The organism is Buttiauxella sp. AC142, from assembly GCF_979253435.1.
On sequence record NZ_CEEDCH010000001.1, the window covers coordinates 3,634,256 to 3,649,050 of the forward strand.

Annotated in this window: 10 protein-coding genes; 5 read left to right on the forward strand and 5 right to left on the reverse strand. The window is 48.2% G+C overall.

Annotated elements, in window-relative coordinates; all coding sequences use genetic code 11:
• The 4 genes from AC0IWZ_RS16910 to AC0IWZ_RS16925 all read right to left on the reverse strand — a co-directional run bounded on the left by AC0IWZ_RS16910 (position 1) and on the right by AC0IWZ_RS16925 (position 6,836).
• A complete protein-coding gene (locus AC0IWZ_RS16910; RefSeq protein WP_471678871.1) occupies positions 1 to 1,428 on the reverse strand; it encodes a CheR family methyltransferase in 1,428 nt (475 codons plus the stop codon).
• Positions 1,425 to 2,492 carry a chemotaxis protein CheB gene (locus tag AC0IWZ_RS16915; protein WP_410374336.1) on the reverse strand — a complete coding sequence of 356 codons (1,068 nt, stop codon included), beginning with the start codon at positions 2,490 to 2,492 and terminating at the stop codon, positions 1,425 to 1,427. Before AC0IWZ_RS16915 ends, AC0IWZ_RS16910 begins: the two co-directional genes overlap by 4 nt.
• Positions 2,479 to 4,578: a methyl-accepting chemotaxis protein gene (locus AC0IWZ_RS16920; RefSeq protein WP_034498138.1), complete on the reverse strand. Its 2,100-nt coding sequence runs from the start codon at positions 4,576 to 4,578 to the stop codon at positions 2,479 to 2,481. Before AC0IWZ_RS16920 ends, AC0IWZ_RS16915 begins: the two co-directional genes overlap by 14 nt.
• Positions 4,579 to 4,643: 65 nt before the next feature.
• Positions 4,644 to 6,836 (reverse strand): sensor domain-containing phosphodiesterase, encoded by a 2,193-nt coding sequence (locus AC0IWZ_RS16925; RefSeq protein WP_471678870.1) that lies wholly within the window; start codon positions 6,834 to 6,836, stop codon positions 4,644 to 4,646.
• Positions 6,837 to 7,591: 755 nt separating this feature from the next.
• On the opposite strand from AC0IWZ_RS16925, the gene AC0IWZ_RS16930 reads away from it, so the two are divergent.
• The 5 genes from AC0IWZ_RS16930 to lapD all read left to right on the forward strand — a co-directional run bounded on the left by AC0IWZ_RS16930 (position 7,592) and on the right by lapD (position 14,321).
• Complete coding sequence (locus tag AC0IWZ_RS16930; RefSeq protein ID WP_471678868.1) at positions 7,592 to 9,787, forward strand: putative bifunctional diguanylate cyclase/phosphodiesterase; 2,196 nt, start codon at positions 7,592 to 7,594, stop codon at positions 9,785 to 9,787.
• Positions 9,777 to 10,781, forward strand: a complete 1,005-nt coding sequence (locus AC0IWZ_RS16935; RefSeq protein ID WP_471678867.1) for a transporter substrate-binding domain-containing protein — start codon at positions 9,777 to 9,779, stop codon at positions 10,779 to 10,781. The genes AC0IWZ_RS16930 and AC0IWZ_RS16935 overlap by 11 nt, the downstream gene beginning before the upstream one ends.
• Before the next feature lies 1 nt (position 10,782).
• Positions 10,783 to 11,643: a transporter substrate-binding domain-containing protein gene (locus AC0IWZ_RS16940; RefSeq protein ID WP_051873741.1), complete on the forward strand. Its 861-nt coding sequence runs from the start codon at positions 10,783 to 10,785 to the stop codon at positions 11,641 to 11,643.
• A gap of 89 nt (positions 11,644 to 11,732) precedes the next feature.
• Positions 11,733 to 12,371, forward strand: a complete 639-nt coding sequence (gene lapG / locus AC0IWZ_RS16945) for a cysteine protease LapG (protein WP_471678866.1) — start codon at positions 11,733 to 11,735, stop codon at positions 12,369 to 12,371.
• 9 nt (positions 12,372 to 12,380) lie between these two features.
• Positions 12,381 to 14,321: a cyclic di-GMP receptor LapD gene (lapD, locus tag AC0IWZ_RS16950; RefSeq protein WP_471678865.1), complete on the forward strand. Its 1,941-nt coding sequence runs from the start codon at positions 12,381 to 12,383 to the stop codon at positions 14,319 to 14,321.
• Between the two features lie 83 nt (positions 14,322 to 14,404).
• On the opposite strand, the gene AC0IWZ_RS16955 is transcribed toward lapD, so the two are convergent.
• Positions 14,405 to 14,755, reverse strand: coding sequence for a hypothetical protein (locus AC0IWZ_RS16955; protein WP_034498144.1), 351 nt, complete (start codon positions 14,753 to 14,755; stop codon positions 14,405 to 14,407).
• Positions 14,756 to 14,795: the final 40 nt, after the last annotated feature.

The following is a 14,795-nucleotide window of genomic DNA, read 5'->3' on the forward strand; positions in this document are numbered from 1 at the left end:
CTAAATCCCATCCTGACTGGTGAACTGCGCCAACTGATGTTCACAAAGAAAACGAAACGAATTACTCGGGAACGACAAGGGCAGCCGCAACGAACTGGCGTTGGCCGTCGTATTGTTCATTTCCGCGTTGAGTAATTGCAGTGTGATGCGGTAGGTTCGCTGCGCCGGGCGATGCAGTTCACTTTGCCGATACATTTCCGCCAGGTAGTAATGCGCGGGCCAATACCCTGGCTGTTGATAAACCACCTGTTTAAACCAGGCAATCGCCTGTTGTGTGTGGTGCTGCCACATCATGGCCAACCCCAGCAGCATCTTCGCTTCCGCTGACCATTCATCAAGTTCGAGGACGTGCTGCGCACTGAGCGCGGTTTGTTCGAACTCGCATTTTTCCAGCGCAATCGCGCCTTTAATCACCAACGCTTCCTGGTTATCAATATCGCTATCGAGCACCTGGCTAATCCACTCTTCTGCTTCGACAAAACGTTTGTCAGCCACACACGCGAGCGCCTTTTTAATCCAGCTATCGCACTGCTGCACGGAGGGAACCGGTGCGGCCACAAAAGGCGCCTGGGCCGGAATCACCGGAGTGATAATCCTGGGTGCGACGCTTGCCGCCGGAGGCTGGAGGCGCGATGTTTTCGGCTGGCAGAAATAGAAATGCCCGCTCTCTTGTTTGAGTTTTAAGATGCCAAAATTATTGGCTAGCGTTTCCGCATTACCAAAGAACAGCGCGCCATCGGGTTGCAGAATGTTCAGCAAATTAAAATGCAGCAGTCGCCGCGTTTCGACATCAAAGTAAATGGAGACGTTGCGCAGCAAGATAATGTCGAATTGGGGTTGGAGTTGTTCTTTGACAATATTCGAGCGATGGAACATCACTTTTTCGCGGATCACATCGTGTAACTGAAATTGATTCCCGTGGCGCGTGAAATACGTTTGCTGCAATAGCGGGTCAACGCCGCGAAACGAGTAGCTGGAATAACTCGCCGCGCGGGCTTTCTCGAGAATTTTAACGTCGATATCGCAGCCGTGAATTTCCACGCTTCTGGCAAATTTATCGTGATATTTCTGGTGGAGCTTTATTGCCAACGAGTAGGCTTCTTCGCCAGATGAACAGCCTGCACTCAGAATGCGTACCGGGCCGCCCTTCTGCTCAAGCATGCGCGGCACCAGCTTTTCACAGACGATATCCAACACTTCCGGCTCGCGGAAAAAGTAAGTTTCATTGATGGTGAGCAGACTTAACAGCTTGTCGAATTCGACGCTCGAGACGCAAAGTTTCTCGTAATATTCAGCGCTACTTTCTTTTCCCCGCTCGGAGATGCGCTGATGCAAAGCGGCATTCAGCAACCCTTCCATGCCGTTGTAAAAATGCAGGCCGACACGGTCTTTAATAAGATCTTTAAAGGCTGCAATATTGGGGATCATAAGCGTTTACCTTCAAAATACCGGGGATGGGTCATCGCCAGTAACGTCGCGGCGAGCTGCTCCAGCGGTAAGATTTTGTGGATAACGTTCTTATCAATGGCGAATTTATTCATACCAAACACCACCGACGTCACCTCGTCCTGAGCCAGCGTTTTACCGCCTTTGTGGAAAATCGCTTCGATTCCCCGGCAACCATCACTGCCCATGCCCGTCATAATGAGACCGACCGCTTTTTCACGATAAACCTCAGCCACGGACTCCAGCAGCAGGTTGCAGCTTGGGTGGTAAACATCGCTGGCCTGGCGTGCGACAGCCGCTAAACGATGGTTTTTTTTCACCACCAGATGCTGTTCAGGCGGCAGAATGTAGACCCGTCCTGCGGTTAAAACGTCATTCACTTGCGCCAGTTGCACTTGCAGCTCGGTAATGCCATCCAGCCATTGCACCATGCTGGTGGCGAAACCGTCGGCAATATGCTGCGCGATAATAATCGGGCATGGGAAAATGCCCGGTAGCGCCTGTAACAATTTGCTCAGTGCCTGCGGGCCGCCCGTGGAACAGGCAATCGCCAGCACAAACGGCCATTCGTGATGCTGCGGTTGAGCGATTTCAGGGATCGGCGCGGTTTTCACCGCCCCTTCTGCATGATGCCGTAGCCCCTGAATGTGGCGTATCACCTTCACTCCCACCAGCATTTCCACCTGACGATGTAACGCTTTCGTCGCCTGCACCGACTCGCCAGGGTTGCAGACCACCGCCAACGCGCCGCGGGTGATAAATTCCGCATCCCACTGCGCATCGGCGTAATAACGCATCACCATGATTGGAATGGCGCAAGTCGCCATAATCGTTTCCACGGTTTCGACATTTTCACGACCCGGCGCACCTAACGTCAGCACCAGAAGCTGCGGAGCCATCTTTTGCACCAGGCTCGCCGCTTGTTCGCGATGAACGGATTGCCCCACCACTTCGATGCTTTTATTAATCTCAAGCTGTCGAATCAAATCATTGCGCGACGAGCCGCCATGATCGACGATCAGCACGCGGATTTTAGGCCTGCACATCAGAGCCGTCCGTCAGTTTGAAAGACTGTGAGGCCTGATTTAGCTCATTGGAAAGCTGAGTCATATCCTGGCTGATAGACAGAATATCTTTAATCGATTGCGAGGTGTAATTACTGGCCACCACGATCTCACGCAGCGCCATAACCACCTGATTACTTGCCGTTTTCTGCTGCTGCGTAGAGAGTGAAATCTGCATGGCGGCGGTAGAAGTTTGCTCTGCGGTCGCAACGATATCATGCAGGCGATCGGCGCTGACTTTGCAGGCTTTAGTACCCGCTTTAATGCTGTTGCTGCCTTTCTCGGCATTGAGCACCAGGCGGTTAATCGAGTTCTGAATTTCGCTGATTTTGTTCTCAATCTCGAAAGTCGATTCCGTTACGGAGTCCGCCAGGCGACGGATTTCTGCGGCGACCACCGAGAAACGTTTACCCGATTCACCCGCACTTGCCGCTTCAAGGGCTGCGTTAAACGCGATGAGTTTGGTTTGGTCCGCAACGTTATTGATGATAATCATCACGCGGCTAATCTCTTTGGACTTGTTACCCAGCATCATGATTTCACGCATGCTTTGCTGGTTGTCACTGTCGATATCAGCCATACGAGTGAGCAGTTCGCCCATCGAATCAGAGCCTTTGTTGCAGTCATCAAGCGTGACATTGGCGATATCCACCACCGCACGAGAATGCTCGGCAATTTGCGTTGAGGAGGCCGAAAGTTCTTCCATCGTCGAGGTGATTTCTGCCACTGAAGATGAAGTTTCCACGCTGGTCGAGGCCTGGCCATCCACCGCTTCGGTGATATTTAAAGCCGCTTCATGAACGCGGCGGGCATGTGAAACCACTCCGCCCACCAACGCGTGCAACGACTGACGCATCTTTTCGTTCGCACTGAGCAAATCACCGATCTCATCGTTGTGATCGACCTGCACATTCACGGTCAGGTCGCCCTGAGCAATAGATTGCGAAATTCGCAGCACTTTATTTAAACGGCGTGAAATCAGAATACGGCTGGTGGCGGCAATCAAAATCAAAATCACCGGCATTAACAACACGCTGAACATCAGCAGGCTGTTGCGCACCAGATTGCTGCTGCGGGCAACATCGTCGACATAACTGGTGGTGGAAATAATCCAGTTAATGCCATCTATATATTCAAATACCGCAACACGTTTGCGCGGTGCCGCACCGTAACCGCTCACGGTTTCGTAATAAACCGTGCCATTTTTAAGCGCCATAATATCGGCATAACGCTTGTAGCCATGGGCGTCGGTAATGTTTTCTACATGCTGGTTAGCAAGGGTTGGGTGCGCCACCATCATGCCGGGGCTGAACCCCGCATCCAGCACGTACGCATAGCCGCCTTCGCCAATGTGAACCGCTAGTAACTCTTTAATAACCGGTTGCAGCGCCAGTTTAACGTCAAAGCCAATCGCAACAGCCCCCACCACCTGGCCGAATTTATCGGTAATAGGTTCGTAGTGGCTGATGAATTGTTTGCCATATATCGTCACCACACCTGAATAAGGTTTATTTTTAATCAGCCCCGCTAACGCCGGGTTGTCATGGCTCAGAACGGTGGATGTCGCTATTTTGCCTTCTTTGCCCTGGAGAGTGGTGGAGACACGAACAAATTGCTCGCCTTCACGAATAAAGGTCGAGGCAAATACGCTGGTTAATTCGGTAAAATGCGCATTAATACGCGTATCGCTTAATAAGGCTTTTAACTCTTCAGTCCCTAATGAACGCAGCGGCACCGGAGACATATTCTGGTAGTTATTAATATAAACGTTGCTGTAACGTTCAGCGTCTCGGGTAACTCGTTTATATTCAGTAATGATATTGTTATGGAAGATACGCGTATTTGAACGCAAAACTTCCAGGGCGTTATCCTGCAGCTGTTTAGCTAAATAAGATGACAACAGGAACGATGCGCCAATCAGCAGCACGGCGATGCAGGCAACCAGCATCAGCCCTAGCTTCATCGCCACCCCCACATGTAATTTATGCAGCCAGGATGTCAGAAAATTTTCGCTGCCCTTGGTTTCTTCCACATCTGAGGGGCGCTGTATTGTTAAAAATTTACGCATGGGTTTCCAGTTATCTAAATAATGTGAAATGAATGCTTAATTAAAGAATTTGTTTATGCGTGTCGTTATATCAACGTCAGCAACGGCACTGGCTTACCAATGTGATATCCCTGAAGCCAGTCAACATTCATATTTTCCAGGCAGCGTTGAATTTTTTCATTCTCAACATATTCAGCGACGACCTGCATATTTTTCATTTTTGCAACATGGCAAAATGACTCAACAATGTAATGACTGACTTCGTTATCGGTAATTTCACGAATAAACGAGCCGTCTATTTTCAGAATATCGGCGCTGACATCCATCAGGCGAGCATGGCTCGAAAAGCCCGTGCCGAAGTCATCAATCGCCACGCGGCAACCCAAGCTTTTGAGCGAGCGCACCGTATTTTGTGACTGTTCGGTATCTGACAGCGCATCCGCTTCTGTGATTTCAAAGATAATGCGATGCGGATCGACGCCGAACTCCGTCAGCAGTAACTGAACGTGATGAACGAAACTGGCGCGACACACAGTAACCGGAGCCAGATTGATAGAAAAACAGTGTTCCGGATGCAACTGCATGGTTTTCAGCGTATTTCTGATCACCCATAAGTCGATATCAGGCGCAAGCCCCGCTTCGGTTGCCACCGGTAAGAAACGATCCGGCGGAATAAACCGACCTTCTTCATCTAACATACGCAGCAGAATTTCGTGGTAACGCGGCTCGCCACAGGTGCTGACGATCGGCTGCGCCATTAATACAAATGCGTCGTTATCCAGCGTTTTCTGCAATACGGTACGAATATCAGTGCGCCCAACAATATAGCTTTCATGAATACGGCTGGACTGCGCCTCGAGGTTTTCCGGCTTACCGTTGACCAGCGAAAGCCCGGAAACAATGCCCAGTTTCCCGGTCAGGCTGTAGACATCGTTACAGAACTGCGTGGCCCGGCAATATCCCAGACCACTGCGAAACCCGAGCTGCTGATTGTTATGAGAATAGCGAAAGGTATTCGCCGATTTGTACAGAATGCTCAGTCTTCCCCAGCTAGGTTGCTCCAGCTTGAGCAGCAGACCATAGCCCGCGTGGTAATAGACTTTCTCATCAACATAGAGCTTAAGGCGCAGATGCTCGGCCAGTTTTTTCTGGTATCTGGCGCGAAAATGCAGCCCGTAGCGACGCGAAAAAAGCTCCATTTCCGGCACCTGAATCAGGCATACCGTAGAATCTGGGGACGCCTGAATATCCGCTTTCAATGCCCGCAAATTGGGCATATTGGTCATCGGGTCCGTCAGACCCATATTCAGCAATTGCTCAATGCGTAGGGTGTTGAAACGGGCAAGCACGCCCATGATCACGATGGTGAGCGTGAAGATAAAAATAGCCGTAGAGACCAGCACCTGATGCAACATGAAGTCATCATTGACTGCGATGTAATTCACATTATTCTTCGCCAGCACAATCATCATCACGGTCCAGACGGGAGCCGTGAAAATATAGCCAATGCGCACCGAGCTCCACAGCATCAGCGGGAATATCAGTACCAGGCTGTAGAAGGTGAAGAAGATATTGTCTTTGAAGGGAATATTCAGACAAACCATCAGGATGAGTAGCGATAAGGCCCATGCGGAAAAGCGAGTGTAACCGACGTTTTCTGATAGCTGGGCCAAAACTGACTTCTGGCAGACTGCGGCGTATTTCGGGCGGCAGATAATCCTTAATGCGGTGTAAAACAAAGGAATGCCCGTGATGCAGCCATTCATCACCCCCTGGATTCTGACCAGGGTTTCCGCGTTAAAAATGTAATCGCAGACCATTCCTGAACCCGTATGCGGCGTGGTCAGCAGGCAAATCACTTCACTAAAAAGCGTATTGAGCACCGCATTGCACAGACAGAGCCAGATAATTCGCTGGGTCGTGAGTGAAATCCGCCCAAAACTTGATGCACTGCGCCAGCCTGTATACCTGGTGTAGAAGAAGTAACTGATGAATGCGGCAATCAGGTAACCAAGCAGCTCGTAGGATTCGGTTGAAGAACGGAACAGCAGGGAAAATACAGAGAGAAGAATCAGGCCGGGTACGGCTCTGTAACCAAATAGCACCAATACCGCAGAGATAGCCGCCAGTTCCAGGTCATAAACCACCAGAACTCGTCCATCGACAATAAGGTGGCTACTGAGCAATTGGGCCAGTGAGTAAAGCAGGAACGGGAGAACCAGCGGGAAAACCCACCGTTTATTGGTATACGCTGTGCTGTTGCTGGCTGTAGAGTCCAAGTATTTAACCCGTTGCTTATGCTTAGTGTGCTATTTAGGTAGCATGGTGAGTATATTGATTAATGGAAAAATTCTTGCAGAAGACATAATGGAATAGAAAAAACGTTATAATTAATTAACATTTACAACGATATTAAGAAGATCCCGCACGTATTAAAATCAAAACAAATACGAACAATTAATTAACAAGCGCCATTGGTTATTTTAAATGATTTAAATTATTAACAAACAAGAAATCGCGCTGGCATTCTCAAATCCTTTTTAATTGTATTCATTTTGCACTCAAAAAAGAACTGCTACTTATAGGTAAAAATGGACATTAATTAATAATAAAAGCCTGTTCAACAACAAACAAAAAATACACATAACTTACTGATTACCATCGAAATAAAATCAATAAAGAATTGTATAATATTGCGTTAAAATGGTAATTGAAAGATAAAGTCGCTGTGTCACCAACGTCTTTATTTGATGAAAAGCTTAAAGAGAATCAATGAATCGCGAAATTAGCGTTTAATCACTATTTTTTGTGATTGACTTGGTTATCCAGGTTATCTATAGTCCCGCCGCGTGTTTTGCCTTTATTTATTTCCTCATCATTAATGTTACATAATAGTTTGTTATTGGTGACGCAACGTCTGACACTCTTCATAAAAAACTCACATAACAGCAACAGCCAGACAATATATTTCAATGCATTAATTTCAAATCATTAATGCATGAGCAATTCGTATTCATTAGGAAACCGACAATCTGTGGCTAAAAGTTTTTTCTCGCTTAAAAGCGTAAAAGGTTGGCACCATTCTATCGCCGGGAAAATAACCCAGTTTTTGCTGGCGGGTATCCTTATTGCTTTCGGGGCAGGTGCCTGCGCGGGTTGGGGTCTGATTGATAGCTTTTCGTACCAACAGTGGGTACATCAGGCTGAAGCGAATGCGCAAATCATTACCTATATTGTCCGCAATGTTTATACCAACGTCGCGGTGGGAACCAGTTCGACCGGCCAAATCACACGCATTGTGTCGGAGCACAAAATCGGCGACCCGGACTCAGTGATTCAAACCGGTTATAACCCTGTCGATGTATTAGCTCTGGCCGCGGTGCAAACCCGTAACCCGACGTGGCTTTTCCTTTATACGCCAGAAAAAGGCTTCCAGGGCATCAGCAATAATTCAGAATCAACAGAAGAAAAAATCAGCTTCAAAGGACAAAGAGCCACTGACGCCCTGGGGAATTACTACATTGGTTTTGCCTCGATTAACGGCCAGGATTGCTTTATCAGCGCCGTGCCTATTCTGACTCCATCAGGCGAAATTCTGGGTAGTTTAGTCAGCAGCATCGGCAATAAAAAACAGCTCTATGCCGCCTATGACGCGATGCTGAAGAAAACACTGATCATTCTGGCGCTAATTTTGTTAGGTACGCTGGCTCTGGTGACGCTGTTTATGCGCCGCCTGTTCCGCCCGGTACCGTTGCTCATCAACTCCCTGACCCGCATTGCCCACGAGCAAACCGACCTTATTACCCCTTATTTAGATCAGGATGACGAAATCGGCAAATTAGCAGCAGCGATTGAAAAACTCCGTATTGCGATGGTTGAACGCGATTACCTGCAAAGAATGCAGGATATGTCGCAAAAAATGGAGTACATGGCTCACCATGATTCGCTGACCGGCTTCCCGAACCGCGCTTCTTTTAGCCAGGCACTGGATAAATGCATTCGCGAAATGAATCAAAACGGGCAGTCTTTCAACTTGTTGCTGATCGATCTTGATAACTTTAAACCGGTCAACGACACCTTCGGCCACTCGGCGGGCGATGAAGTTCTGATCGGTGTCGCACAGCGCCTGTCATTGTTGCTCGGCCCGATGGACTTTGCTGCGCGGTTAGGCGGCGATGAATTTGCTATTTTGCAGAGTGTCCGGGAAGACAATTGCCAGGAAGCTGGAGCACTGTCGCAAAAAATCGTTCGTGCTTTGAGTATTCCGTTTACCTACGGCAGCCACTCTTTCGCCATCAGTTGTAGCGTGGGTATTGTCACCGCCCCTTCTCAGGGCAACAGCGCCACGACGCTGATGATCAATGCTGACCTGGCATTGTACGCATCAAAACATAGCGGGCGCGGTTGCTACCACTTCTTTGAAGACGGCATGATGATGAAGCACACCAACAGTGTGTTCGTGAATCAGGAAATCATTAACGGCATTGATAATAATGAGTTCGTGCTGCACTACCAGCCGATTATCGATCTGGAAAATGAAACGGTTTGTGGTTATGAATCGCTTATCCGTTGGAATCATCCTACTAAGGGACTGATATTCCCGGATTACTTCATTAATATTGCGGAAGAGTCCGGCCTGATTATTCGTTTGGGCGAATGGATTATCCGACAATCCTGTATGGCTGCGGCGAAGTGGCCTGAGTCCACTAAAGTCGCGGTGAATATTTCGGCCTATCAATTACATGGCCCTGGCCTGATAGACATTATTGTTGATGCGTTAAAACAAAGTGGCCTGGCGGCTAACCGCCTGGAAATTGAAGTCACTGAATCAGAAAAGCTGGATCAGTCTATTGCGTTGCCGGTATTCAGAAAAATTCGTGAAATGGGTATTTCTATTGCGATGGATGATTTGGGAACCGGATATGCGGCGTTGGATTACCTGCTTATTTATCCGTTCACTCGCATTAAAATCGCCCGTACCCTGATTATGAAACTGGAGCAAGAAAGTGCGAGCCAGTACCTGGTCGTGATGCTGATTCAATTTGCCCAGAAATATGGCATGAGCGTGACGGCAGAAGGGGTTGAAACGGAGCAGCAGCGGACTATTTTGCGCCGAATTTCTTGCCAGAATGTACAGGGTTACTATTACAGCCGCCCATTACCTGAGAAAGATCTGGAGCCAACGTTTGGCAATAAAGTCATCGCCGGGGAAATCTGCGATGTCTGTTAAAACCCTTTTTGCTGGGTTATTTCGTCGGTCGGATAAGTGTAACGCCATCCGACACTATTCACCGAAATGGTGGATGACGCGTACGCTTATCCACCCTACAAACCTGTCAGTCATCTGGTTTTTGGCACTATTTTTGCTCAGTAGTCCGGTATGCCACGCACATGGCGTACACAGTAAAAACACACTGGATAAGATAGCCGAGACAAAGACAATTACGCTGGGTTATCAGGATGATGCATTTCCCTTTTCATACATTGAGGGGCAGCGGCCGACGGGTTACTCCATTGATATATGCAATAAACTCGTTGATGCAATCAAAGTAAAACTGAAGCTGAAAGACCTTAAAGTTCGCTGGATAAAAAGCAGTACCGCGTCACAGTTCGTGCTCATTAAAAATCATGCTACTGATATCATGTGCATCCCTGGTTTTTATTCTGAATTGCGTCATCAAAAAGCCGAATTCTCATTCCCATTTTTCTTCTCCAGCACGCGTTTCATTACTCGCAAAAATAACCATACCGATACCATTGACGACTTAGCCGGGCACAGTGTCCTGGTTAAAAGCGGCACTATTTATGTCGAGCAAATCCACACCATCAATAGAGCGAACGATCTCAATTTAAATATTGAGCTTGATAACAATAACAAAGGTGCATTCCAGGAACTTCAAAGCGGTGAGTTACCGGCTTTGATTTCAAGTACGGCGATTCTGAAAGGTATGATCGCGATGTCCCCGACGCCTGATGAGTTTGAAATATCAGATCAGACGTTAAGCCCACCGATTCCCGCAGGCTTGTTGTTGCCGCTTGATGACAGTGAATTCAAAAATTTTCTCGATAACACGCTCAAAACACTTATTACCGGCAAAGATTTTCAGAAACTGTACCAACGATGGTTCCAGTCTCCTATTCCACCGAACGCTATTAATCTAAATATTCCAATGTCGGCGGAACTTAAAAAACTCACAACATCTACAACACTCTATGCGTACTAACATGAAAAAGTCATTTAACACCGGGCTCAAGGTTCTTCTGAGGGCGTTGGCATTGTTACCTCTGATAATGGCTCCCAATTATCTTAGGGCCGATGGCACTTCCGCCACGCTTGATCATATTAAAGAAAGTAATGCGTTAAACATTGGTTATCGTCAACTTGAGCCTTTCTCTTTTCGGGATGTGAGCGGCAAAGTGACCGGGTACACCATCTCCCTATGCAATATGATTGCTGATGAATTGCGTATTTCTCTGGGTAAAAAAAATCTCGCCGTTCATTACATTCCTACTCTATTTACCGAACGCGTGAACTCACTTAACTCTGGTAAAATAGATTTGGATTGCAGCGTTAACACCGATGCGCCAGAGCGGAAGAAAAGCGTCTCCTTCTCTGTTGATTATTTTGTCGCCCATATGCGTATTATTTCGCTGCGCCAGAATAATATCCATACGCTTGAAGACTTAAAAGGCCGTACCGTCAGCGTGCCACGCGGTTCTAAAGATTTGTTAGAGTTCAATCGAGTGAACCGTGAGAAACATCTGAGTATCTCGATAATCACTTCAGATACCGTGCAAGATGCGTTTGATATGATGGCGCAAAAACGTACTGCCGCGATCATTCTCGATGACATCCTGGCGTATCCTATTATCAATCAAAATGAGCATCCTGAAGATTTCTCTGTTTCCCAGGACGTTGTGGGTGAAAAAATGAAATATGCCATTATGATGAGGAAGGAAGACCCACAGTTTGTTGCTTTTGTAGATAAGACACTTGGGCGCATCTTTGAATCACCCGTCAATACTCAGTTGACTCACAAGTGGCTGACACAAAAAGTGATGCCGAAAAACCTACAGCGAAACTAAACAATTATTGGCTCTATTCGGATGTGTAATTGAACTCAGTCAGGTTATTTTTTCGCACCAGGTTATTAGCGCCTCTGATTTTTTCTGGTGTGCTGTTGTTACTATTGGCGGGAGGCTCTTTACGTGCAGCCTGGGATTTCACGACCATTCAACAACGTGCCGATCAACTCTATGGCCCGGCAACAAAGGATGGCGATCAGCGTATAAATGCATGGCAGCAACTGTTATTGAACCAACGGAGCCAAACTGAACTCGCGCAATTAAATGCGGTGAATCGTTTTTTTAACCAGCAATTGCATTACCGTGAAGATATTGAAATCTGGAATAGCACTGATTATTGGGCAACGCCCGTAGAATCGCTGCGCAAAGGCGAAGCAGATTGCGAAGATTATGCTATCGCTAAATATTTCACATTACGTCACTTAGGTGTTTCAGGAGAAAAGTTACGTATTACCTACGTTAAAGCATTACGTCTGAATCGGGCGCATATGGTATTAACCTGGTACTCGTCACCGGATGCGATTCCCATCGTTCTTGATAGTCTGACGGATAACATTTTACCTGCAACACAGCGCTCGGATTTATTGCCTGTTTATTCCTTTAATGATAGCGGGTTGTGGTTACCAGGAAGTCAGAATAATAAACGTGTCGGGGATAGTAAGCGTCTTTCTCGATGGCAGGATGTGTTGAAAAAAATGCGGGAAGAAGGATTCCCGATTGATGAATAGGATAAACCTGTGTCACTTTTCAAACAGCTTCTAATAGCTATCTTTCTATTTATGCTGATCATCTTCAGCGGTAGTTTTATTGTGAATCTCGAAAGTTCCCGGGAGCAATACAATAACCAGCTGCTTTCTCACGCGCAGGATGCCGCGACCGCATTGGGCCTTTCGCTCACCCCGCACGTTGACGATCCCGCGATGATCGAGTTAATGGTCAGTTCAATTTTCGATAGCGGCTACTACGATGCCATCCGTGTCATCGATCAGTCGAGCGGCAAAACGATTCTTGAGCGCAGCGCGTCGTTGTCTATTCCCGAAGTGCCGGGCTGGTTTGTCGCCCTGGTCAATGTGAAGCCGCAAGCCGGTGAAGCGACGATTATGCGGGGCTGGCAGCAGGCGGCGCGCGTCGAAGTCCTGAGTAACCCGGTGTTTGCTATCAAGCGCTTATGGGAAAGCACGCTGGCAAACCTGCTGTGGATGCTGGCCTGTTCCGTGGTTTGTATTCTGGCGGGTGCCGCACTTTTGCGCCGCCAGTTACGCCCGCTCAATTATATGGTCAAACAATCCCAGGCGATTACCCGCCGCGAATACCTCACTCAGCTCGACTTACCGAAAACGCCGGAGTTGCGCCGCGTTGTTGAGGCCATGAACCTGATGGTCGCTAAACTTAAATCACTGTTTGAAGATCAGGCCGAGCACAGCGAACGTCTGCACAATGAGGCCTATCTCGATAGCCAAACCGGTATCGCTAACCGTCGCGCTTTCGACTTGCAGATGCAGACCCGCTTAAGCGATGAAGAATCGGCATCTGGCTATTTGCTGTTATTGCGCATTCAGGATCTCGGTGGCCTGAACCAGCGTTTTGGCGGCCCGCATACCGATAACTTGCTGAAGCATGTTGCCGATATGATGAATGTCGTGAAGAACCAACATGCCAATGCCGACAGCATTCTTGCCCGTATTCGCGGTGGCGAATTTGCCCTGCTTTGCCCAGGCGTAACGCACAATGAAATGCTGACTTTGCAGAACTCGCTCAATCAGCAACTTGCCGCCTTCTACGCAACCGGCATGTCTGACATTAACCCGGTCGCGCATACGGGAATGGTGCCGTTTAGTTATGGGGATTCCCCGCAGTCGCTGATTGTTCAGGCCGACCGCGCATTGATGGAAGCCGAAACCCATACCACGCATCAGACCAACCTGTTCCCTGTGGTTCAAACTGATGCAGCCAATGAAGACCAGCATCTGTGGTTTACGCGTCTTGAGAATGCACTGAGCAAAGAGCAGTTCCAGTTATTCTTCCAGCCGGTTGTGGACTGCAAAAACATACAAAAAGTGATTCATTACAAAGTGCTGTCGCGCATCATTGATGAAAAAGGCAACAGTATTCCAGCCGGTCGTTTCCTGCCGTGGATCCACCGGTTTGGCTGGAGCCAACGCCTTGATCAGGTGATGTTGAATCTGACGTTGAAGCAGTTGAAAAACTATCCGGGTTATCTGGCGCTCAGCCTGTCAGGAAGTTCTCTGGCAAATGACGCCACTATCAAGCAGTTGCTTAACCCACTGAAGACGAACCCGCAGCTTGCCGGTCGTTTAATTCTGGAGCTGGATGAGAACCAACTGCCGGAACCTGAGCAAATGGAAGTGTTTATCAAGTCGCTGAATTACTTTGGCTGCCGCCTGGGTCTGCAACACTTCGGTAGCCGCTTCGATATGATTGGGCACCTGTCGCAATGGGGCCTGGCGTACCTGAAAATTGATTCCAGCTATATCCGCCACATTGATATTGAGAGCGATAAACGCTTGTTTATCGACGTGTTGCACAGTGCGACCCATAACATTGATTTGCCATTGATTGCCGAGCGTGTTGAAACCGAAGGGGAGCTGCGCGTGCTGCAAGAAGTGGGGATTTATGGCGCGATGGGGCAGTTGTTGGGTGAGCCAGCACCGTTCTGATTGATGAAAAATGGTGGATGACGCTGCCGCTTATCCACCCTACTCGTGTTTCGTAGATCGGATAAGCGGCAGCGTCATCCGACTCAGAAGATCCCTTGATCGTCGCTGTTCAATAAATCCTCTAACCCACCCAATCCCTGGCGCGCCTGCGCACGATTCATCAGCTTCACCTGCGCCATTGGCGGCAGGTCGGTGATCGTAATCACCCCTTTTTGAATCAGCAGGAAAATCAGGTCGTCCAGAACGCGGACCATTTCAAGGTCACTGCGTTGCAGTAATTCTTTATGTTGCAGGCTTTCATCCACCACGTTGCGGGCGTTATTCCAGGCGGTGATTTCAGGCGTCTGCGTGAAGACTTCACCTGTCATTCCGGTAAACGGCTCGTTCTCAACCCGTGTCAGTTGCCCTTCTTCATTACGTTGAACGTAATACATTTCCAGTACCTTTCTTTTATTGCCTGTGCGGCATGTGAAA

Coding starts and splice junctions, on each gene's coding strand:
- AC0IWZ_RS16920 (WP_034498138.1), bottom strand. CDS start 4,578: ATGCGTAAATTTTTAACAATACAGCGCCCCTCAGATGTGGAAGAAACC.
- AC0IWZ_RS16955 (WP_034498144.1), bottom strand. CDS start 14,755: ATGTATTACGTTCAACGTAATGAAGAAGGGCAACTGACACGGGTTGAG.
- AC0IWZ_RS16915 (WP_410374336.1), bottom strand. CDS start 2,492: ATGTGCAGGCCTAAAATCCGCGTGCTGATCGTCGATCATGGCGGCTCG.
- AC0IWZ_RS16910 (WP_471678871.1), bottom strand. CDS start 1,428: ATGATCCCCAATATTGCAGCCTTTAAAGATCTTATTAAAGACCGTGTC.
- AC0IWZ_RS16940 (WP_051873741.1), top strand. CDS start 10,783: ATGAAAAAGTCATTTAACACCGGGCTCAAGGTTCTTCTGAGGGCGTTG.
- AC0IWZ_RS16935 (WP_471678867.1), top strand. CDS start 9,777: ATGTCTGTTAAAACCCTTTTTGCTGGGTTATTTCGTCGGTCGGATAAG.